The sequence below is a fragment of the Leptothermofonsia sp. ETS-13 genome, assembly GCF_049200465.1.
Taxonomy (GTDB): Bacteria; Cyanobacteriota; Cyanobacteriia; order Leptolyngbyales; family Leptolyngbyaceae; genus Leptothermofonsia.
Window position 1 is genome coordinate 4,543,718 of sequence record NZ_CP120836.1, and the last position, 22,021, is coordinate 4,565,738.

The 22,021-nt window shown below is 49.2% G+C and carries 19 protein-coding genes and 1 other RNA gene; 7 read left to right on the forward strand and 13 right to left on the reverse strand.

The genetic code is table 11. The annotated features are described in order from the left end of the window. Positions 1-77: 77 nt before the first annotated feature. Together P4D80_RS20650 and P4D80_RS20655 are read right to left on the reverse strand one after the other, a co-directional pair. Positions 78-1,454 carry a DUF2330 domain-containing protein gene (locus P4D80_RS20650; RefSeq protein ID WP_421655899.1) on the reverse strand — a complete coding sequence of 459 codons (1,377 nt, stop codon included), beginning with the start codon at positions 1,452-1,454 and terminating at the stop codon, positions 78-80. A 24-nt stretch (positions 1,455-1,478) separates the two neighbouring features. Next, positions 1,479-2,417 (reverse strand): RnfABCDGE type electron transport complex subunit D, encoded by a 939-nt coding sequence (locus P4D80_RS20655; RefSeq protein ID WP_421655900.1) that lies wholly within the window; start codon positions 2,415-2,417, stop codon positions 1,479-1,481. 355 nt (positions 2,418-2,772) lie between these two features. On the opposite strand from P4D80_RS20655, the gene P4D80_RS20660 reads away from it, so the two are divergent. Beyond that, entirely contained in the window at positions 2,773-3,372 is a 600-nt protein-coding gene (locus P4D80_RS20660) for a DJ-1/PfpI family protein (protein ID WP_421655901.1), read from the forward strand. Positions 3,373-3,451: 79 nt separating this feature from the next. Here the strand turns inward: P4D80_RS20660 and P4D80_RS20665 are convergent, their stop codons facing one another. After that, the gene (locus tag P4D80_RS20665; protein ID WP_421655902.1) at positions 3,452-4,267 is read right to left on the reverse strand and encodes an MOSC domain-containing protein; all 816 of its coding nucleotides are present in this window, start codon (positions 4,265-4,267) and stop codon (positions 3,452-3,454) included. A gap of 1,291 nt (positions 4,268-5,558) precedes the next feature. On the opposite strand from P4D80_RS20665, the gene P4D80_RS20670 reads away from it, so the two are divergent. Both P4D80_RS20670 and def read left to right on the forward strand, forming a co-directional pair. Further along, complete coding sequence (locus P4D80_RS20670) at positions 5,559-6,818, forward strand: HhoA/HhoB/HtrA family serine endopeptidase (protein WP_421655903.1); 1,260 nt, start codon at positions 5,559-5,561, stop codon at positions 6,816-6,818. A gap of 117 nt (positions 6,819-6,935) precedes the next feature. Continuing rightward, positions 6,936-7,490 carry a peptide deformylase gene (def, locus tag P4D80_RS20675; RefSeq protein WP_421655904.1) on the forward strand — a complete coding sequence of 185 codons (555 nt, stop codon included), beginning with the start codon at positions 6,936-6,938 and terminating at the stop codon, positions 7,488-7,490. On the opposite strand, the gene P4D80_RS20680 is transcribed toward def, so the two are convergent. From P4D80_RS20680 to P4D80_RS20695, 4 genes are all read right to left on the reverse strand, one after another. Next, positions 7,476-7,847: a TSUP family transporter gene (locus tag P4D80_RS20680; protein ID WP_421655905.1), complete on the reverse strand. Its 372-nt coding sequence runs from the start codon at positions 7,845-7,847 to the stop codon at positions 7,476-7,478. The genes def and P4D80_RS20680 overlap by 15 nt on opposite strands. A gap of 335 nt (positions 7,848-8,182) precedes the next feature. Further along, a complete protein-coding gene (locus P4D80_RS20685; RefSeq protein ID WP_421655906.1) occupies positions 8,183-8,365 on the reverse strand; it encodes a hypothetical protein in 183 nt (60 codons plus the stop codon). Between the two features lie 217 nt (positions 8,366-8,582). Continuing rightward, the gene (locus P4D80_RS20690) at positions 8,583-8,993 is read right to left on the reverse strand and encodes a response regulator (protein WP_421655907.1); all 411 of its coding nucleotides are present in this window, start codon (positions 8,991-8,993) and stop codon (positions 8,583-8,585) included. Between the two features lie 253 nt (positions 8,994-9,246). Beyond that, entirely contained in the window at positions 9,247-9,600 is a 354-nt protein-coding gene (locus tag P4D80_RS20695) for a hypothetical protein (protein ID WP_421655908.1), read from the reverse strand. Here P4D80_RS20695 and P4D80_RS20700 point away from each other — a divergent pair. Continuing rightward, a complete protein-coding gene (locus tag P4D80_RS20700) occupies positions 9,592-9,900 on the forward strand; it encodes a hypothetical protein (protein ID WP_421655909.1) in 309 nt (102 codons plus the stop codon). The two genes, P4D80_RS20695 and P4D80_RS20700, sit on opposite strands and share 9 nt — an antisense overlap. An 11-nt stretch (positions 9,901-9,911) precedes the next feature. Next, a non-coding RNA gene (gene ssrS / locus P4D80_RS20705) (6S RNA) lies at positions 9,912-10,096 on the forward strand. Between the two features lie 83 nt (positions 10,097-10,179). On the opposite strand, the gene P4D80_RS20710 is transcribed toward ssrS, so the two are convergent. Together P4D80_RS20710 and P4D80_RS20715 are read right to left on the reverse strand one after the other, a co-directional pair. Then, on the reverse strand, positions 10,180-10,578 hold the full coding sequence (locus tag P4D80_RS20710; protein WP_421655910.1) for a hypothetical protein: 399 nt from the start codon (positions 10,576-10,578) through the stop codon (positions 10,180-10,182). A 130-nt stretch (positions 10,579-10,708) separates the two neighbouring features. Then, positions 10,709-13,495 (reverse strand): DUF3536 domain-containing protein, encoded by a 2,787-nt coding sequence (locus P4D80_RS20715; protein ID WP_421655911.1) that lies wholly within the window; start codon positions 13,493-13,495, stop codon positions 10,709-10,711. Positions 13,496-14,198: 703 nt separating this feature from the next. Between P4D80_RS20715 and P4D80_RS20720 the strand changes: the two genes are divergently transcribed. Further along, positions 14,199-14,342: a hypothetical protein gene (locus tag P4D80_RS20720; RefSeq protein WP_421655912.1), complete on the forward strand. Its 144-nt coding sequence runs from the start codon at positions 14,199-14,201 to the stop codon at positions 14,340-14,342. Between the two features lie 381 nt (positions 14,343-14,723). Here the strand turns inward: P4D80_RS20720 and P4D80_RS20725 are convergent, their stop codons facing one another. Then, positions 14,724-15,647 carry a histone deacetylase gene (locus P4D80_RS20725; RefSeq protein WP_421655914.1) on the reverse strand — a complete coding sequence of 308 codons (924 nt, stop codon included), beginning with the start codon at positions 15,645-15,647 and terminating at the stop codon, positions 14,724-14,726. Positions 15,648-16,048: 401 nt separating this feature from the next. Here P4D80_RS20725 and gyrA point away from each other — a divergent pair, with 401 nt between their 5' ends. Beyond that, on the forward strand, positions 16,049-18,634 hold the full coding sequence (gyrA, locus tag P4D80_RS20730) for a DNA gyrase subunit A (RefSeq protein WP_421655915.1): 2,586 nt from the start codon (positions 16,049-16,051) through the stop codon (positions 18,632-18,634). A gap of 9 nt (positions 18,635-18,643) precedes the next feature. Here the strand turns inward: gyrA and P4D80_RS20735 are convergent, their stop codons facing one another. The 3 genes from P4D80_RS20735 to P4D80_RS20745 all read right to left on the reverse strand — a co-directional run bounded on the left by P4D80_RS20735 (position 18,644) and on the right by P4D80_RS20745 (position 21,344). After that, positions 18,644-19,267, reverse strand: a complete 624-nt coding sequence (locus P4D80_RS20735; RefSeq protein WP_421655916.1) for a class I SAM-dependent methyltransferase — start codon at positions 19,265-19,267, stop codon at positions 18,644-18,646. A 226-nt stretch (positions 19,268-19,493) separates the two neighbouring features. Then, positions 19,494-20,675 carry a site-specific integrase gene (locus P4D80_RS20740; RefSeq protein WP_421655918.1) on the reverse strand — a complete coding sequence of 394 codons (1,182 nt, stop codon included), beginning with the start codon at positions 20,673-20,675 and terminating at the stop codon, positions 19,494-19,496. A gap of 384 nt (positions 20,676-21,059) precedes the next feature. Continuing rightward, positions 21,060-21,344 carry a hypothetical protein gene (locus P4D80_RS20745; RefSeq protein ID WP_421655919.1) on the reverse strand — a complete coding sequence of 95 codons (285 nt, stop codon included), beginning with the start codon at positions 21,342-21,344 and terminating at the stop codon, positions 21,060-21,062. Between the last annotated feature and the right edge of the window lie 677 nt (positions 21,345-22,021).

A 22,021-nucleotide genomic window follows, 5' to 3' on the forward strand; every position in this document is an offset into this window, starting at 1 on the left:
GGGTAGACGAGTGAGAGTAATGGAATGATGGAGTCCTGAATGTCAAGGCCATCCCCCTATCCCCCTATCCCCCCAACTCATCCCCCTATCCGTCCAAGCCAAATCCGCTTCCACCAGGGAAGCCATTGGGCTTGAATTTGTGGCAGTTTTTTGCGAATGTCTTGAATATCCCAACCTGTGAGGTTCGCCAGAGTTTGGGCTTCTTTCTCGAATCGGCGAGGCAGCGATCGCCCATACTCTTGACCAGCGGGGCAATCCATTTTGCCCGTAAAGGCATGGCGCAGAACGTACCGCCCCTGGAAAAGCTCACGGTTGCCCGTCTCCTGAAACATCAGGTCTTCAGGGAACTTGTCACGGGTATAACGCACGTGTAGTCGGGTGATGAAAATTCCACCATAGGGCCTGGGTGGCATGATGATTCGGTTGGGCATGGCCTCTGGCGGTGCGAGATTATCCAACCAGAAAACGCCCGCCTGACGAAGTTCCTCTGGAGTTAGCGGCTCGGCAGAGCAGGGATCACAGCTTGCCATATCCCAGGCATACTCCATGAAGACCACTTTGCGATCTTCCCGTCTGTAAGCCGTCTCGAACATGGCTTTGTAAAAGTCGCTAAACTCATTTTTGACGAATACTGGAATTTCAGAACCAGAGGGAACTTTCACCGTCCGATAATTGGTCACTTCTGCCTGTCCGTTGGGGGTCAAAAGGTAAATAATCAGATCCTGCGCTGATTTTGCATTGATCATGCCCAACCGAATTGGCAGCATGAACCGGGGCGATTCGTAGCTGATCTGAATCGGTCGCAGGGACTGATATCCTGCTTTGTCAAACTCTTTCAGGTTAACTTTGGCTACAAAGAACTTCAGCTTTTGCCGGATGTAGGGTTTGAGTAAATTCCTGGCTCCTTTTGGAATTTTGTAACCGTTCTGAATCAACCAGGTTTCTAATCCGCTGGATTCTTTCGCACTCAGAATCAGGATGTCGTATTCGCCAACGGTGTACCGGGCTTCAACGGTGACCCCGAGGGATTCATTGCTGACTATCCGGGGTGCTGCTCCAGCAGGTGCAGCAGGAACTTCCATTGCTCGATTTTCAGCAAGGTAATTGTTTGTAGCACAGGGATCGGAGTCAAAATATTCAACTAACCGGGGGGCACTAAAGGCATCTAATCGCTCAATGATCTTTGGTTTGGCGACTTTGATTTGCTCTTTTTGCAATACCACTGGAACGGGCACGACGATCGCGAAATCCTTCACTTCCCCCTGGTAATCATTGGCCATGGTCAGAACGGTGCGGTTACCAGCGCGGGCGATCGCCACCTGCGATGCCTGGTTGTACAGTTTGGAATCAGCCTTCGCGACATAAAATCCACAAAAGGCCCAGGCTTTTGGTGCAATTACGAAACTGGTGAAGCACACAAGCAGGAAGGTTAAAACTATTCGTAGAAGTTTCATTGTCTGTTCCCCAAAGAACTTTTGTTAGGAAATGAGGGGAGTAAAGGGTGCAGGGGGCGTGTCAACCTCGACCGCTTTTGAGTTAGTCCCAGAAGGAGGAAAAGAACTCCAGGAGAATCGATCCGCCGGAAAGATGAAATCCAGCAAAGGTGTCAGGGGGGCAAGGGCGAAGAGGGACCAGAATATGCCAGTAGAGATAAAGAAGACATTCCGTAGAATAAAAGTGAGGAGGGCGATCGCAACAGCCCAGATCAGCCTCCCCACACGAGCATTGGGAATGGTGCGTGGGTCGGTAATCATAAACAGGGCAAACAGCAACAGTGAGCCACTCATTAACCGATGCGCCCACACATCCCAGGTCCAACCCAGCCAGAAATTACGGATAGCTTCTAACCCGGCATAGGTTCCCAGAAAAGCAACGGTTGTATCCCACCGCCCGACCTTCTGCAACACCACCCCACCAGTTCCTAAAAACAGCAAAACATACCACCCCTCCTCACCCCACTGTCCCGGAGATACCCAGGCATCTGGTGTCAAAACCAAGGCTGCAATAATTCCAAAATTGGCGGGATTGAACAGATGTTTACCCCGCACTCGCAACAAGAACTTACTCAGAATCGCCAGCATCCCCGCCAGGATGACTGTACTGTAATGATCAGCCCGAAGCAGGAGGCTGAGTCCGAGGGAGGTGATGAGAGCACTGGGGAGAGAAGTTGTAAGGGCAGGGAGAGCAGAAAATCCCAAACGCTCTGTCGTCTGTGGCCTGTCACCCATCGCCTGCCCCCAACCCCTCCATGATCTGCAGCCAATGCCCCATCCCATTCCCCACTGCGTTAGTAGACAGGTAGCAATCATCACCCCGACCATCTGCAGGTGGAGGGTCCAATCCCGTGTACCAATTCCTAGCATTAGAAACAGCCCCAGAAACAGGATCTGATAAAATCGGGCATCCTTGAGCAGCATGGAAAAGCCTCTGCACAGTTGATTGGTTGGATGCAATTATGACGGATTCCCATATGGGAATTTGCGGTTGTTGCGGTTTTCGTAACAAGGAAAAGGGGGCGATCGCAGATCGATTCACTACGTTCTTTTACAGATAGAAGCGATTCACAACAAAAGTTGAAAGAATAAACCTACCGGTCGTGTTTTATAGCTGTCGCCAGGTTGCTTAGTATCCTTGGTTTAAAGAGGGTGTGGGGGCTGCGCCCCCAGCCAGGGGTAGACCCTCTGTGCCCCGTCCTAAGTCTGGCGACGGCAGCTATAGAACATCACCACCTGCTCGGACTACCAAACGAATTGAGAAAACCAGGAGTTCATTATGGCTGGGAAAAACATCCTGATGCTGGTTGGAGACTTTGTTGAAGACTACGAAGTGATGGTGCCTTTCCAGGCATTACAAATGGTTGGGCATAGTGTTCATGCCGTTTGCCCCGGCAAGAAATCGGGAGAATTTGTTCGCACGGCGGTACACGACTTTGAGGGTGACCAGACCTACACTGAAAAGCCAGGACACAACTTCACCCTGAACGCTACCTTTGACTCTATCAGCCCAGAAGCCTATGATGCACTGGTGGTTCCCGGCGGACGGGCACCCGAATACATTCGCCTCAATCCAGCGGTGATTGAATTGGTGCAGCATTTTGCCAAAGCCAATAAGCCGATCGCTGCTATTTGCCACGGACTTCAGCTTCTGGCAACGGCTGATGTCATCCAGGGCAAACGCTGTTCTGCTTATCCGGCCTGCGCCCCAGAAGTAACCCGTGCTGGTGGATATTATATTGAAGGTCCAATCACTGACGCAGTTGTGGATGGCACCCTGGTTACCGCTCCGGCCTGGCCTGCCCATCCCAAGTGGTTAGCAGAATTCTTGAAGGTACTGGGAACTCGGATTGAACACGCTGAACTGGCAGCGGTCTGAGGGGGTAGTTGTTGGTTGTTAGTTGTTAGTTAAGTGAGGGGTGAGGAGAGAGGAGTGAGATGAAAACTCAAAACTCCTTCTAGAGAAAATTACCCAGATCGTGGAATTGTTCAGGTGCCCAGCGGTAACGTATGAACCAATCCGTATGTTTGGCCGGGTTTAGCGATCGCTCTGTATCTATATCTGATGCCCTGATAGGAGAAGCGTCCATCCTTTCTGGCTCTACTTTCACGCCTTCCCAGACCAGTTTTTGAAGCTGGTCGGGAATATGGGGTGTTAATAATTTGCCGTCTACCGACACAATCCGATGTAGGGGTAGAGAAGCAGGGGCGTTTTTGATAAAAATTGGAATGACCCGGTAGTAGGCGTTGGCTACTCCAAGTGCCAGAAGCAAGTCAACTGTAGTGACTACTTTACCCGCTGGAATTCTGGCAACAAACTCCTGAAATCGACTCTTGACATCTTCAGAGAGTGCAGGGAGGGTGTAGGGAGTGGGTGCGATCGCATCCTCGACAGTCACAACCCCACTCTTGACAACCATCCCTAAAATTCCCCTCCTGCCCTTAATTGCCTTGGCCAACCCCTGACGCAAAGACTCCAGCTTAGAGCACGGTTCACAAAGAAATGTGAGGCGAACTAACGCATTTCCTACTCGAAGGACAGTTCCTGACTCTAAAGATTGGAGACTGGTATCAACCAGGATGTTTTCAGATAGATCCCCAGGCTGCAAATCAAATTGCTTAAGCGTGGGCTGGTCAACCAGTAAGAGTTGCCGGGGACTACCAGCGCAAGCATTACTATCCCCTTCAATCCCATAACCACGCAGCAAATTGAGACTATGGCATTCAACTATCTGACGATTTGACTGCTTAGTAAAAAGCTTAATTACTTTCATCCCTGGCCACTAGTAGTAGTCCGTCAGGATAGATTTGAGGGATAACTCAGATCTACAAAACCCAATTCTCGGGTGTTTTGAGGGTTTTTCAACCCATCACAACCCCCTAAATTAGTTTTTCCGAGTTTAGATAACCAGGCAAAGTTTCTTTGGTGAACCATTAGTGCATTGTGGCAAAAGTTCTATGCCGGTAATGTGGAGAAGTGATGGACTGACAGAATGATGGGATAACGGCCTTTCACCTTTGCCCTTTCACCTTGAGCTTAGAACTCAAAGCTCAGAACCTAAAACCCTTCACCTCTTTACCCCATCACGCTATCACCTCATCATCCCAAAACTGATAGCTTAATTTCGCCCACCCACATTGGCCTTTCCTCTCCTGCCTCCTGCCTCCTGTCTCCTGCCTCCTGCTAAAAAAAAGGACAGCTTAAGCAACCCTACACCGCAACCCCAAAGAATAGCTAATATGCTTTCTCCAGGATTAAAAATGAGTGTGAGGTGCACCAGATTGGTGTGGCTTTTCTGTCCTTGCAGTTCATTCACCTGTGATTAAAAGCTATCAAGGGGACTTGTCAATCCTGTGTTTCAATCATGAACTTGAAGTGACAGGTTCGGCTCTATCCTATCATGCTTGCCTCACCTACGACTCCCCTGACATCTGGCATTCACTATCCATAAATTCATTATCTTTGGAAAGAATTTGAATTGGGAGCAAATCTCTCTTTTTAACGTCTCCTATATACAGCAGTCCTAAATCAGCTGTGAAATGGACAGGCTTTGTGGGAAGGAGTTCTGCAACTCCTTCTTACAATCCAAATAGGATCGCTATGACGTTTACAAACTGTTTGTGAACAAGGGGGCGCCCCCAGCCAGGGGTGGAATCCTTGTACCCCGTTCAAATTTCAAGAAGGATCGCTATAGTGAGAGTTGTAGTTCTGGTTGTTACAGTGATCCTATTGGATTGTGATAAAAGGTTCCGCAGGGCCCCGTTCTTAAAAAGCCTTTCTATCTCACAACTGATTTAGGGTTGCTATAGAAAAAGTGAGGGTGAGAGAGTAGGTGGGTTACAACGCCAAAATTTTTTATCCTAATGTGATTTCAATGTGATGAAAATGTCATACATGCCATCTAGTATTTGGAATCAGTAGGATAGTTGTATTGTTGATCCCTTGAGTCGCTTCTTGATTGTGTAACCGCTTCTGCGAAACACTTCAACCGGGTAATCCAGCATTCATCTAGTTAATCCTTTGACACAATCATTCAATCTAGTGGACGACCTAACAGCATGACGATGATGACTCCGAATCATTCCCAGGACAAAACTCGTAAGGCTTTCTGGAAGAAACCTGCTATTTACTTACTACTGCCTTTAGTAGGAGCAGGAACTGCTCTGGCAGGCGATCGCCTGCTGTCTTCCAATCTTTTTCCCGATTCACCGGCGATCGCACAAACTGCGACAGCCGATACCTCTGTGGTCGCTCAGGCACCCAATCGCAGCAGTGCCATCCTTTCAGCGACAGACCCCAACTTCATCGTCAATGTCGTTGACCGGGTGGGTCCGGCGGTGGTCCGAATTGACTCCTCGCGGACAGTAAGAACTAGGGTTCCACCCATTTTTAACGATCCTTTCTTCCGGCAATTCTTTGGTTCCGATATTCCCTTGCCGCCTTCCACCCGCGTGGAGCAGGGAACGGGTTCAGGTTTCATCATCAAGTCGGATGGGCTGATCCTCACTAATGCCCACGTAGTCAGCGGTGCTGATACCGTAACCGTGAAGCTGAAGGATGGACGTGAATTCCAGGGCAAGGTAATGGGGACCGATAGCCTCACTGACGTTGCTGTAGTCAAAATTCAGGCAAATAATTTGCCAACTGTTGCGCTCGGCAATTCAGATAACTTGCGTCCTGGTGAATGGGCGATCGCGATCGGTAATCCCCTTGGGCTTGATAACACCGTTACGGTAGGCATCATCAGTGGTACGGGTCGCCGTAGCTCTCAGGTTCGTGTCCCGGATAAGCGCGTCAACTTCATCCAAACCGATGCGGCCATTAATCCTGGTAATTCCGGTGGTCCCCTGCTCAATCAACGCGGCGAAGTCATCGGTATGAACACTGCTATCATCGGTGGTGCTCAGGGCTTAGGCTTTGCGATTCCAATCAATACGGCTCAGCGCATCGCTAATCAACTCATTGCTAAAGGAAAGGTTGATCATCCTTACCTGGGCATTCAGATGACCACCCTGACTCCCGAACTGAGAAGGCAAATCAACAGTTCTAACGAAACGGATATTAATGTTCAGGATGACGAGGGAGTCCTGATCATTGGTGTCATGCGGAATTCTCCTGCCTCCAGAGCCGGATTCAAAATGGGTGACGTAATTAAAAAAATCAATGGTCAGCCTGTAAAAACGGCGGATGAAGTTCAGCAGGCAGTTGATCGTGCATCCATCGGCGGTACCCTGCAAGTCGAGTTGCGCCGGAATGGACAAATCGTTGCCCTTTCAGTACAACCCGGTGCTTTTCCTACAAGAACCGCTCAGAATGAGGAGTAAGGGGAGAACTAGTTGTTAGTTATCAGTCGTTAATCAGGGAGGGTGATGGGGTGACTACTCTTTACATCATTTCATCGCACCCCTCTCTCACTCCCTCCTCTCCTATCCCTTCTACCTATGGCTGAACTTTTATCCGTTATTGAACTTGGGAATCCAATTTTGCAGCAGCGATCGCATCCGGTTATGGACGTGAGAGGCGATCGGATTCAAAAACTAATTACCGATCTCATACTGACGGTTCGGAATGCCAATGGAGTTGGAATTGCGGCCCCTCAGGTGGCTCAGACTGACCGACTTTTCATCGTGGCGTCCCGTCCTACCCCCCGTTATCCCGATGCACCGGAGATGGAACCGACTGCCATGATCAATCCCCGCATCCTGGCCCATTCCGATGAGGTGGCCAAGGGCTGGGAAGGTTGTCTTAGTGTACCGGGTATTCGAGGGTTGGTGCCGAGATATGAGGCGATCGAGGTGGAATATACCGGACAGGATGGAAAACTCTATCGGAAGGAACTGAACGGCTTTGTTGCTCGTATTTTCCAGCATGAGTTGGACCACCTGGATGGACTTGTGTTTCTAGCACGGGTTGAGAGCATTCAAGATTTGATGTCCGAAAAGGAATATCAGGAGCGAATTGTTCAAGCAAATGGGAATTTCTCATCGAAAGAATAGATAACGAACTCCGATCGCCAGTAAAAAAATTCCATACAGTTTTTTCATGAGTTCACTGCTGATGAAGGGTTGATTGGCAAATAAGGCTCCAAACAAATTACCAATCAGAAGCCCGATTGCAATCACGACTGCATGTTTAATATTTAGATTACCGTTACGGTAATAAACGATCGCCGCAAACAGTCCAATGGGCAGAATTTGGGCGGCGATCGAGGTTCCTGTGGCAAATTTCTGATCCATGCTCAATAGCAACACCATTGCTGGAACCATAATGGCTCCACCCCCAATCCCAAACATTCCCCCTGCAACACCAGCCACTAGGCCAATAACCAAAAGCTGAATCAACAAATTAGACATATTTTCTCTTCCGCTTCTGCCGAACGAATCCCCGTATTGTAGAGCCAGCATGGTTCATTTCAGTGCTTACAGACACTGCTAAATTCTGCCACTCTTCCTCAGAATTGCAGAGCCTTAGGAAAATAGCGAACAAAAATAATCATCACGTATCCAGTGCTTACTGGAGAGTATTGGAACTGAGATCGATCGCAACAGCTCTGGGAGCAATCTCAGTGCGAAGAAGAGACTCCGGCGTTTCCATCAGGGCTTGGCTAGGCTCCATAGCGATGGTTTTGTTGCTCTTTTCCCTCTTATTCCTTCGATTCTCCCAGCTTGCTGTGAAGGAGTAGCGTAAGCTACTCCTTCATCTCAAACAAATCCCTAGAGTATTGATTTTGTTCTGGTGATAAGCGACGCTTATCATCTTCAACTAAGGTCAGAATCCAGTTGCCAGTGCTATCGGACCAGCGTAACCAGAAACGGGTAACACCTTCGTACTTTCCTTCCCAAATTCCCAGCCCCGGTTTAAAAGCAGGCATCCAGAAGCGAGGTTTTGCCAGGGTGATTTCCTGGTATTGCCCATCACGTAAGACGAAGGCACGAAGTTGATTAGTGTAATGGTTGTATACGGCCTAGTAAGGGACTCGAAGTATTTGCTCATACACCTCCCATTTGATAAGAGGCCCTTCTTTTTGAACCCCTGATTCGCTCGACTCCCTTTTCGGAATCCCATGAAAAATTTGATAGACCCTTCCCTTAACCAATTGGGGAGACAGTCTGCTTAATCATTGAATGTATTCGTTCTTTCAAATCATCCAGCTCAAAGGGCTTCACGAGATAAGCATCTATTTCATGATTCAGACTTTGTGCCTGCTCCAGGGTTTGATTTCTAGATGAAATCAGAATAACTGGAGTTTTAGAGGTTTGGGACATGCCCCGCACCTGTTTCAAGAAGGTGAAGTTATCCATCAATGGTACCCCGTCATCACAAAAGAGAATCAGGTCGGGTGTGGTCACCTGTAAGAGTTCAAGCGCGTTCTGGCTACTGCGTGCTGATGCAACCTCATAACCACAGGATTCTAGGTACGTCAGGATGAGGAAAATCGTGTAAAGCTCATCCCCCACTAGTAATAGGCGATCGCGTTTAATCCCTCTCTTGTCTTCCATACCAATTCCCCGTCTCCGGAAAGTGTCTGGTTTAGTTTGTCCTTATTTTTCGCTTAACCAGGATATCGCTATCTACTCACAAAATCTTCGCAAGGTTCTACAGCATACACACTGGAAATTTAAAGTCAAATTAATGGAGAGTCTCTGTAAAATCCCTGAATGGGTGGATGGGTGGATGGGTCGATCCCACTGGTTTTTTGCACCCGCGTACCCGTTTCATCATTCGGTGTTGCTTTTCAGCAACACCCATCATTCAACGAGTGTGGAGAATATGTTTCGCTCGGAAAATATCTGCCTTTGTGCCAGCAACAATGAGCAAGTAATTTCCTCTAGAAATTTGGGTGATACATTCTCTGGCCTGGTTCTCGGTACTGCCAAAATTGAGCAGAGCTCCGATTAACCCACCCAAAAGAGCACCGATGCTGATACTAAATAGGGTAGAGGCGATCGCAGATCCCCCCAGTAAAGGTCCTACACCGGGCACCATGGTCAACCCCAACCCCAGTAATAACCCTCCAAAACTGCCCACCCCTCCTCCACTGATCAAGGCACGTTTGAGTCCTCCAGGAGTGCCGGTAACATCGCTTACAGGAACTTGATGGAGCAATTCTTTAACCTGGGAAACTTCGGAGCTGGTGCTTCCAAAAAAGGAACTTTCGCCGATCAGGAAAAGTTGAGACAAGGGGAATCCAGCAAAAACAAGCTGATCAAGTGCCTGCCCTGCGGCCTCCCGGCAAGAAAAGACACCGATAACTCCCCGCTGCTGATTAAAAAGCGTTTTCCTATCAATGCCATACATAAACTTATATTAAAATCTGTAGTTTATAATACTATTTCATCTTATTTGGCACGGGTGGATCTGTTTATTCTTGTTGTGTTAGATGCGGATTCAGTCTCTACCCGTTAGAATGGGACAAGGTTCTGCTACGGCGTTGGTGACTGCCAATAACGTTTTATGATCTATGCCTTGTGAATAAGGGAACCTCAAACGTCTGGTGGCAGTAGACCGGGCATGTACCCGGAAACTTTAAACCAAGACAACTGGTGCCCACCTGGTTTATACCAGGTCAAAAACTGAGGTAAGACGGCGTCGTGGGGGACTGTTCAGAATTTAAAAAGCCAGACTCTCCTTTTACAGAAGAGTCTGGCTTTTTGAAGAAAAACAGGACGAATACAGTCGATTAGCTTAGAGAGAGCAGACTGCCTTGTCGTTTGCGTTTAACTTGAGCTTGCCTTCAGAGCCGTTGACGATAAAGGGGACAGACTCTTCACCAACAACCCGCACGAGAATGGGCTTGGATTTGAGGCACTCTCTAACGGACTCAGCCCACTTTGCGTAGTCACTGCCGTACTGGTCAGTAAGTGGGGTGTTAGAGGTGATGCTGGCATCTTTTGCTACTCGAATATCCATCGGCAGGGTATATTTTGCCGTGAGGACAGGGGGAGTTGGCAGTTTTTGGGAAGGGACGCCAGAAATAGTCTCATCTGGAAGAACTGGCGTCTCAGCTGTCTGTGCTGATGCCGGGAGGGAAGCCCCCATCAAAATGGCAGTAGCGCCGATCGCGGACAAAACACGCATTTTCATCTAAATTCAGCTCCTCGCAACAAACAAGATTACAACTGAAAGCAAAGGTACCATCCATCACTGCTTTTAGTTAACCTTATCTACTTTACGCTTTTTACCTCTGATAGGCGAGTGGGTCAACCCGATAACTTTACATAAAGCCACTTACATCGACTGCGAGTTTTTGTCCCAGTTGCAGAAGCTGGTGGAGAGGATGAAGTTTGATGGAGGATTCTGTTTCAGCAGGCGATTCTGGTTTTGCAGCGCTGCTGTGTTTCAGGCGTTCAGGAACAATCCAGTGATTTAAGCAATGGAAGTAAAGCTCCTGAGCCTGGGCAAGGGAAAGTCCTAAATTCATTTGTTGCCCTAGGTCAATCAATCGCTCTAGCCGCTGCAATTCGGCTTCGCAGGTATTGGGATCAAAGTTATGCAGAAGGTGCCAGAGCGATCGCAAAATCAACCGCTCCAAAATCTGTTTGGCTTCGGGCAGGTTGAGTTTGCAGCGCAGGTGGGCGGCTTCAATGGCGATCGCCTCTAGCTCTCCCAGATGGTTTAACCCCAATTGGCCCCCTTCAGAGGATAAATCACTACTTTCTTGCTCCAGAGCTCGAATAGAGAGTAAGGCCCGGTGGCTGAGCGCAACTTCAGCCGCCACTTGGAGTTCCTGAGGTACAACTAACTCATCCCGATGGAAGGCCATCAGAACACCATAGTTATCCCGGTAAACCTGGGTATAAAGCTGATCCAGACGGGTCAAAGTTTCTTGAGTGAGCAGCCGCATGATGCGGTGACGTTCCTCAGCAAACAGGCTTTGCAGGTTGTAGGATTGGTCGCCAAATATCTGGTTCATTGCCAGAATGGTTTGGGCGGCACTAGCTTGCTGAAGGGCTTCAAACAAACGGTCTTTCACCAGGCTGTAGTCTTGCCGTCCAGAAAAGGGTTGGATGCAGCAGTGAAAGTCCCATCCCCCTAAATGCAGAACGGCAAATACGAGATTTGCGCTTTCGCGAGTAATTTCTGAGGTCAGGTTGAGTTGCCCAATGGCCAGGCTCAATGCACCCATGCGCTGCATTTGATAATCCAACTGGTGGGCGGTATAGCAATAAATTTGCTGCTCTCTCGCAAAATTGGTAAACAGAGAACTGATGGCATAATGGGCGGCAACCTGTTTCAAATTGATCTGCGCAGACTTTACCAACTGGCGGTAAACTTCGGCACCATGTTTGAAGCAGTCTACGTTGCTGGGAGCCAACCCCAATCGTTCAACAAAGCCTTTTTCTAGCTGAATTCCGGTTACATCTCCAGCAAGCTCCAGGGCACGGGCGGCATAGCGGAGGATTTGTACCCCCTCTGGGCGAGACAGTTCTTCGAAGAACCAGCCGCAGCTTGTGTACATGAGCAGGGCATGGCGCTGCATTTCCAAAAGCCTCAGGGCATCGGTTTGTTCGGCGGGGCAAAGCTTATGGGTCTGATGACGCGCAAGGAAGGCCGTGACATTGGTGAGGGAGCGATCGCGAATCACCTGGATGTACTCATCTCGTGTCTGCCAGGGATCGCGGAACAGCTTTCTACCCGCTTCCTCATAGACTTTGATTAACTGATCCCGCAACCAATCGAGGGCATCGCGCAGAGGGCGTCGCCACTTCTGGTGCCACTCACCCCCTCCACCGCAGCCGCAGTCATCCTGCCAGCGATCAACACCATGAGCACAACTCCAAGCTGTCACTGACTTGAGTTCGACCTCCCAACTTGGGGAGTTAATCGACAGGTAATGGGCAAAGTTGGTTACAGTCCAGCCCCGATTGGGAAATTCGTGGATAAAGCTGTAAGCCAGACACTTCTCAGTCCCGCCCTTGTGGTGTCCAAAGGTTTCACCATCGGTTGCAACTGCGATCAGTTGTGAAGGGCGACGATCCCCTCTGACTGCCTGCCCTAAACGATTGGTAAGATTGTAAGAACTGCTGAGAGCACTATCATCAAAACCCATGTCGCGGGAGATGGGACCATCGTAGAAGAAGATGTCGATATAGTTGTTAGTTGTTAGTTGCTGATTGTTAGGGACGGGTGAGTTGGCGTCCGCCCCTGGATCTCTGCCTCCTAACTCCTGGCTCCCGGCTCCTGACTCCTGACTCTTCAAATAGCAGCGATAGGGACGGGTTGGGTCAATCTGGCTCCCTCCTACTTCTATCCATTCGGGATTGGGGTGGTCGGTCGTTGGTAAAGGACGGCAGCGTAATGCTTGAGAGGGGGCCAGAACGATGAATTTAATTCCTTCTGCCACCAGGGCTGCAAGGGTGGCAGAATCTACGGCAGTTTCTGCCAGCCACATGCCTTCGGGATCGCGTCCAAATCGGGAGCGAAAGTCTTCTTTGCCCCAGCGGATCTGGGTGAGTTTGTCGCGCTCGTTTGCCAGAGGCATGATGATGTGGTTGTAAACCTGGGCGATCGCATTGCCGTGTCCATTCAACCGATCGCAACTTTTGCGGTCAGCCTCCAAAATTCGTTGATAGGTTTCCACGTCGTAGCGTTCGAGCCAGTTCATCAAGGTAGGACCAATGTTGAAGCTGAGGAATTCAAAGTTATTGACGATCCTGAGCACGTCACCGCGATCGTTCAAGACCCGAGCGAAGGCATTCGGACGGTAGCACTCGTAATAGATTCGCTCATTCCAATCGTGAAATGGAGACGCACTGGGTTGACGCTCAATTGCATCTAGATAGGGATTTTCTCGCGGTGGCTGGTAGAAATGACCATGAATAGTGATGTAAACGCCCTTTGCAGTATACAGGGGATCATTGGCGCGATCGCTGGAAACGGAAACGGGTCGCTGCTCCTCATACAAGAGCCTGGAATCTTGACTGTTGTAGGTTGCTAGATGGTCAGAAATAGCAAACTGAGCCGCTAAAGATTGACTCGCATGAGTATCAGATGTAGACATAGAAAAAGTTCCAAAAGGGCAGGAAACACTATCGACCGCTTTAACTACTCTTTAACTACTGGTTTGGTTAAAAACAGCGGCAAATAGAAATCGAAGGTAGACAATCAAAAAAAACTGGGGCTAACAACGCAAACAACAAGAAAAATTACTTCGATTGCAACTCAATAGCAAAAAAGCAGACCAGGTTTAACCGTGTAACAGCTTACAGTAAATAGCCGGGCACAATTAAATTAAGGATAATTTGGGGACGGAGGGGGTGAAACCCCTTGCCTGGGGGCGCAGCCCCCACTGCCCCTTCACAACTAATTGTGGTTACCTACTTATTACAACGAAAAGCCAGAGTGGGGTTAGAGGTTTAGCAATAGAAAGCTGATCTATCCTGAATCGGGTCTTGAGCCAAATGCATAAAGCTCTTTGAGAAAAACATCCCGGCACTGATTAGAACTGAATTAGAACTGAATCAGATGCATCATATTCATCGCAACATAACTGATTCAATCGTAAATTTCAGCCAGATTTATGGCACTTTAAGGGATCACAACAAGAGTTTGCGATTTCAACAACAAATTAAATAATTTGATACACCGCGAAGGATTGACGCAACGTGACTTGCACCCTTTGCAATGCCCTGATCCCGGTTGAAACAGAGTACACATCTGTTGATATTCATCTGTTGATATTCAATTGAAGTGTTGATATTCAATTGAAGGGGATCAAGCTCGGCTTTATTCTGCACAAGGTCACCGACTTTGAATACCAGAACTGGATTACTCCTCGAAAAGCCGTTGAAATGCCTTCAGTGGGTGGATTTAAGGGGGCAACCTGGCTGTTGAGGTTGGTTCGCTAGAAGTGGGTCAGCAGGTGGATCTGGTGCTTGACGACCTGACGAATTTGTCTCTCCTTCCCAGAACCGAATCCAGTTCAACTCCTGGTTTTAGGAAGACCTGCCCATGCTGTTGACAGCGTCTGGGTGAGAGGTCAACGGGTAGTTGCGGATGGAGTACTTCAGATGGTGGATGGCGATCACTTCAAACAAACGTTACTGAACAACGCCGGAAATCTGGAACTCAGCAGCAGGCACTGGACTTCTAAGGAACGATACCAGTTTTTCGTACATATGAATCGCCATTTGGCAAGTGTTTCACAAAGTATCCTTCATTAGCAACCCAGTGCCATCATTAATTTAGCCCTCAGATTTCAGCCTACAGGAACAATTGAGATAGCTTAATCAAGTCATTACTAAACATTTTTCAATAGTTGCAATAACCGATTGAGCGATCGCATCAAAGTCATACCCCCCCTCTAACCCGAACACAACACGCCGGGTTAATTGCAAACAGTAGTTGGTAAATACTCCATAATCCTCTGGTTTTAAGGCAACACCACCCAAAGGATCGGCATGATTGGCGTCGTACCCGGCACTAACGATGAGCAAATCGGGTTGAAACCGGGTTAAAAAGGGCATGACTTTTTGTTCAAACAGAGGCTCATAGTCTGCTAGGGTGCTGCCCGAACGCATGGGCAAATTCAGCACGTTGTTATGAAACCCCGTTTCGTCAGCCGCTCCTGTGCCAGGGTATTGGGGCGATTCGTGCAGGGAGCAAAAGACAATTTGCGGATTCTTTTCGATGATCGCCTGCGTCCCATTTCCGTGATGCACATCCCAGTCGAGAATAGCAACCCGATTAACACTGGGCTGTTCCAACGCATAGTGGGCGGCGATCGCGGCATTGGAAAAAATGCAAAATCCCATGCCAAAGTTGCTGACTGCATGATGACCGGGCGGACGGGCCAGCACAAACACCGGTTCTCCCGCCCGCAAAACGTGATCGACCCCATCCAGCCAGGCACTCACGGCCAGTTGCGCCACCTCAAAGCTGCGTTCCGACACAGGCGTATCCGCATCGATATAGCCACCGCCCCGATTGGCCAATCGCCGCACCCCTTCGATGTAGCGTTCTGAGTGGATCTGGTGCAGCAGCGGCAAAACGGGACGCTGTTCCACCGGGGTAGGTAACCGCCATTCCAGCAGGTTTGCCCAGGGAGTTGCCTTCAAAGCATTTTTGATTGCCGTCAATCGCTCTGGCTTTTCTGGATGGAAATAACCCGTTTCGTGCAGCAAAAACTCGTCCGAATAGATGACAGGCAGCATAGGCAGTGACTGGTATTCATTTGTCTAGTTTAAGATGCTTGCTTTGCGATCGCTCAGTGATGAACCTACCTCTGAATGAAACAGGTTGAAAAGTCCTGACCGCAGGTGGTAGCCTGACAAGACTCCGCAGCTGAAAGGCTTACTCCACAAGGGTTTCCAACTTATGACAGCACCCACGGAAAGCGGTTGAAAATGTCTAGGTGTGATACAATTTATTGATTGAATTTGCACTCTATTGGCTGGAGTCAGTCCACTCAATAGTGAATTCCACCATATTCAGTAGCTGAATTGAAAATAGCTGACAGCTAATAGCTAACGCCAGCAGCTATTAACTGTGTTCAGGCAACCCTTTTCAGTATCACTGCTTTCTGTTCGCTCGTGTTTTCGGAGTTTTTGACAATATGACCTTTGCCCAGGAACCGCCCCAGGATCGGATCGTCCCAACGGATCTGAGAAACGAAATGCAGCGGTCTTACCTGGAATACGCGATGAGCGTTATCGTGGGTCGAGCCCTGCCCGATGCCAGAGATGGGTTGAAGCCTGTGCATCGTCGCATTCTGTACGCCATGCATGAACTGGGTTTGCAGCCCGATCGCCCCTTCCGGAAGTGTGCCCGTGTAGTGGGGGAAGTGCTGGGTAAATACCATCCCCACGGAGACACGGCGGTTTACGATGCTCTAGTGCGGATGGCGCAGGATTTTTCCATGCGATCGCCTCTGATCGACGGTCACGGCAACTTCGGCTCGGTGGATAACGACCCTCCCGCGGCCATGCGTTACACCGAATGTCGTCTGCGGGCAATCACGACCGAGGGTATGCTGCAAGACATCGAATCGGAAACCGTTGATTTCATTGATAACTTTGACGGTTCCCAGCAAGAACCAATCGTCCTGCCTGCTCGTATTCCCCAACTGTTACTGAACGGATCATCCGGCATTGCTGTGGGGATGGCGACGAATATTCCTCCCCACAACCTGGGAGAACTGATTGATGGGTTAATTGCGCTGATCCGCAACCCCAACATTACCGACCTAGAACTGATGGAGTACATTCCCGGACCGGACTTCCCTACGGGGGCGCAAATCCTGGGTAGAAGGGGGATTCGGGAAGCCTACACCACTGGGCGTGGCTCCATCATCATGCGGGGGGTTGCCAGTATTGAAACTATTGAACAGCGCGGACGCCCTGACCGAGAAGCGATCATCATCACTGAGTTGCCTTACCAGACCAACAAGGCCGCCCTGATTGAAAAGATTGCCGAGCTGGTGAACGACAAAAAGATTGATGGCATTGCAGACATTCGGGATGAGAGCGATCGCGACGGGATGCGCATTGTCATCGAATTGAAGCGGGATGCCTATCCTCGTGTTGTTCTCAATAACCTCTATAAGCAAACCCCGCTCCAGGCAAACTTTGGAGCCAACATGCTGGCGCTGGTCAATGGTGAACCTCAGATCCTGACGCTCAAGCAGTTTCTCACTGTCTTCCTGGACTTTCGCGTGGAGACGATTACTCGTCGCACCCGTTACCGCCTGCGCAAGGCAGAAGAACGGGATCATCTACTCCAGGGCTTGCTGATTGCGCTGGATAATCTAGACGCCATCATTGCCCTGATTCGGAGCGCGGCTGACACACCCACCGCCAAGCAAGAGCTGATCACCTCCTACAATCTTTCAGAAGCCCAGGCGGATGCGATTCTGCAAATGCAACTGCGGCGGTTGACGGCTCTGGAAGCCGACAAAATCCATCAGGAGCACGAAGAACTTCAAACCCAGATTGCCGATCTTCAGGACATCCTGGCCCGACGGGACCGGATTTTTGACATCATTATTGAAGAAGTTACTGCTCTGAAACAATCTTATGCTACGCCTCGACGCTCAGTGCTGGAGCAATCGGAAGAAGAGATTGAAGATGTGGATTTGATCGCCAACGAACGGGCGGTCATCCTGCTGACAGAGCAGGGCTACGTGAAGCGGATGCCCGTGAATACATTTGAAGCCCAAAGCCGCGCTACGAAAGGTAAAGTAGGCACCCGCATGAAAGAAGATGATGCGGTGGAGCATTTTCTTACCTGCCATGATCATGACAGTGTGCTGTTTTTCAGCGATCGCGGCGTTGTTTATTGTCTCAAGGCATACCAGATCCCCACCGGCTCTCGCACCTCACGGGGAACCCCAATCGTGCAACTGCTGCCCATTCCCCGTGATGAAAAAATTACCTCTGTCATCCCCGTCACCGAGTTCACAGAAGATGAGTATCTGGTGATGTTGACGACAGGCGGGTATATTAAGAAAACTGCCCTCGCCGCTTTCAGCAATATCCGCACCAACGGATTGATTGCGATTTCACTGGAAGAGGGCGACCAGCTGCGGTGGGTCCGTCGTGCCCGTGAGCAGGACACTATTCTGATTGGTTCCAGCCAGGGTAAGGCGATCCACTTCCGGGCAAACCACGAGCAATTGCGTCCCCTGGGACGGGCAACACGAGGGGTACGTGCCATGTCTCTGCGGGAAGGAGATAGTCTGGTTGGAATGGCGATTTTACCCAGCCAAATCGTGGCTGACCTGGCCCAAGAGCTGGAATCTGCCAGCGAGAGCGACGAGGAAACCGCAGAAACTATCACCACCAGCCTTGGCCCCTGGGTTTTGATTGTGACGACAGGCGGGTTTGGGAAGCGGGTTCCAGTTTCCCAATTCCGGCTGCAAAATCGAGCGGGCATGGGCATTGTGGCGACCAAATTCCGCAAGCCAGGCGATCGCCTGGCTGCCCTGCACATTGTTAACGAAGATGATGAGTTGATGATCATCACGAGCCGAGGCATTATCATTCGCCAGTCTGTCAACGCAATTTCGTCTCAATCCCGTCCAGCAACGGGGGTGCGGGTGCAGCGGCTGGATGAGGATGACGCGATCGCCGCCGTCGCCCTCGTTCCCACCTCAACTGAAGAAGCCGCCGCTCTAGGAGAAGAAGTCGCTGGAGAAGAGTGATCCTGATGGCTACTTCTTTACCTGAATAACCTGAAGACTGCCACCCGCATAGAGTTTTTGGGCAATCATCTGAAAACCCGTTTCGGCCAGCAGTTCTGGAAGATTAGTTTTGATTAATTTCCAGGCAGTCTCGGTTTCAAATAGCGTCAGAAAGAGGGAAACTCCAAGCCAGTAAAGCGGATTGGTTGGCGCATGAAAATCGACAAAAGTGAAAATGCCGCCCAGTTTCAACACCCGATAAACTTCTTGCAAAATTTGCCGCAGTTGTTCCGATTCCATTTCGTGCAGAGCGGTGCTGGTATGCACCAGGTCAAACTGATTGTTTGGGAACGGCATTTTTTCGGCAAATGCTTCCACATAATCTGCTTGGGGCACTCGCTCCTTTGCTCGTTTAATTGCATTAGGTGAAGCATCCAGTCCAGTCACATGGCGCGATCGCTCCACCAAAATCTGCGTTGCCGGACCAGCCCCGCAACACATATCCAGTATCTTTGTCTCTGGGGTAATTTCCAATCCCTCCAGAGCCAGTTGCCGAAATCTCCTTTCCCCACCCACCCCCAACGCGGCTAACCACGAAACACCGTCATACAGCCACTGATATTGGTAACTCCAATCTCTGAGAATAGTAGCCATAGGGACATTGAAGGTCAGTTGTTGGTTGTTAGGCAGATGCGGAGTGAGAGGGTGATGGAGTGATTGCTCTTTACATAAGGCTGTTCTAGAAATGGGGCTCTGACTCCTTGAACCCCTGATTCCCTCGGCCCCCTTTCCAGGATTGCCACAAAAAATTTGACAAACCCCTTTACATCCATCACTCCCTTACTCCATCACCCCTCCACCCTACCACTCCATCACTCCCTTACTCGATTTCTGGTGCCTTCAACTGACTCCGACTCAGTGCCGCTTCCACTGCCTGTTGCTGATCTCGGCGAGTAATCCAGTGGTGATAGGTACGGGTATGAACAGCAACTGAGTGCCCCATCATGCGGGCGGCGACGGTATCTGGCAATCCAAAGTGAATGGTGCGAACTGCCCAGGCATGGCGCAGGTCATAGGGCGAAAAGGGTAGCCCATAGCGGCGAAACTGAGACGTTACCCGCTGACCAATCCGCTGAAGCGTTGTACTAGAAAGATCGGTTTGAATTGCAGGTAAATTGACCTCACGCAGATTGAACTGGTCAACCCACTCTGGATAAAAAGGCCAGACCTCGTGTTCCCCTGTTTTTGTAGAGGCAAGCACTCGAATGGTGGCTTCACGATCGTTTCTGAGCAGGGCTGAATAATCGCAAAAAAATACCTCATGATTCCTCAGCCCATAGGTTGCCATAATCCCGTAGACAAACTGCCACGAGGGATTGGGAACTTTTCTCCAGGTTTCTACGATCAGTTCATCTGATGGCAGGTTGCGGGCCTGAGTGCGGCTGTTACCATACGCACCCCAAAAGGATTTTAAGTCAATGGGCAATTCCAGACTGATAAATGCAGCAAAAGCACTCAAAGCTGTACAACAGACCTGGCGACTGCGAGAATTGGCTTCTGTTGATCGCACCGTAGCGTAGATCGCCTCCGGCAGACTGAAGCTGGAGTTAGCCTGGGCGATCGCTTCCAGTTTCCTCAAATACGGTGCGTAAGCACTTTCCCAGGTTGTTTTGGCTGAAGCGGGATTGATCAATCGCTGTGGCTCCACCATGAAATGCTGTTTAAAGGCCTGAATTTGCTGAACCAGCCCCATTTGATCCAATCGGCCCCATCCTGGCCCGCTGATGTAATGACGCCAATCAAAGGTTTTTTGAATCAACTGAGCTGCAATCACCTTAACTTCCTGTTCGGCCTGTTTAAGGCCAGTGACCGTTGCAGGCAAACCCAGGCTAATCCGCTGCTGGTAAGGCTTCATCCGCAAACTATCAGGACGTGGGGGTAACGTTCCCCGCAGGTTGAGTTTTTCCCCCCGACGCTCAATCTGGAGCCCCAACCGGGCTGCCTTTAGTCGCTGGTTAACCTGGGCAATTCGTGTATCAATTGGCGAACTTGTATCCGACATGGCAAACAGAAGTACTACTAACCAGCCATAGCAGCTCTAAATCATTTGTGAGATGGAGAGACTTTATGAGAAAGAGTTCCGTAGAAACCCTTTCTCACAATCCAAATAGGATCGCTATATCTCAACTCAAATCAGCGATGATGCATGGCTTTGCAACTTTTTAGGGTCGTGAATCAGAGAAATGTGGGCTCATAACTTACCAAGGTTTTCAGGTTTGATTGACTCAAATCTGAAGACAGGCAAATGAAGCTCTTCTGGCAATCTTTACAAATTTTCCCACACCGCTTTGATGCACTACCCTGTTTAGAAGCTTTTGTTCGTCCGTTACATTTGAACTGTTAGCCCACTTGAAGCAGAACTTTGCTACTTGAAAAAGGCTGTGGGTTACTCACTTACTACTAACCCAATTTGAGAGTTTTTTGTGTTCAATGCATGATTGGCTCTATGTTTTGCAATCAGGCTTCGCATCTCATTCCGCACTTCTCGCCACAGCATAAAATTGGCATGGATTTGCTCCTGAAAATCGGTTCCTTGGAGATAAACATTACCTTCACTATCAAACGCAACTTTCAAATCATCTACTTTTACAAACGGTTTAAGTTCCTGTATTAAATTGAAGAACGTATTGAAGATTTGACCCACATTTTGAGCATTTGCAGAGTGCATCATGGCATTATTTCAGCATTGATTCGAATTTCCCTTATCTTACAATTGATCAATGCAGTCTACCAACCATTAGCGATTCCTAATACCAATATTTTATGAAGCTGTACATTATCAACCCCCGGCTGTCGCCGTCCCCCTTACCAAGGGGGACTACAGAGGGTTCTGATTCTACGCATCCTCATATTGAATTGGTATAAGCTATAGCAGTCCTAAATCAGTCGTGAGATTTAGAGGCTTTTTGAGAAAGGATTCCGCAGGAATCCTTTCTCAAAATCCAAATAGGATCGCTACATATCTCAGCCCAAAACTTTGCTTGCCTAAATGTCGCAGCCTATCAACAATCTCCTACCACCTAATCAAGAACTTTCGATTACCTGAGCATCGCCGCTACTCATGCATATGCTTCCAATTATGTCCCAATCAAGTTATGTCCCAATCAAGGTTCTGCGGGCCAACATAATCTTGACGGTTGGAGAGCAGACACGGAAGCACTGCCCCACCCTTCTACTCCTGCACTTCTCTCCTCTCTCCTCCCCCAATCCTGCATTCGTTTGAGCATGCTATCGAAATTGTCAATGCTACGAAATCTTCAGAAATCAGCTCTACTAGGTATTTATTCCCTACCTTAATTTCAAATATAGATTTATTGTTAAAATCAGTTACAAACCTTAGAAAATGGG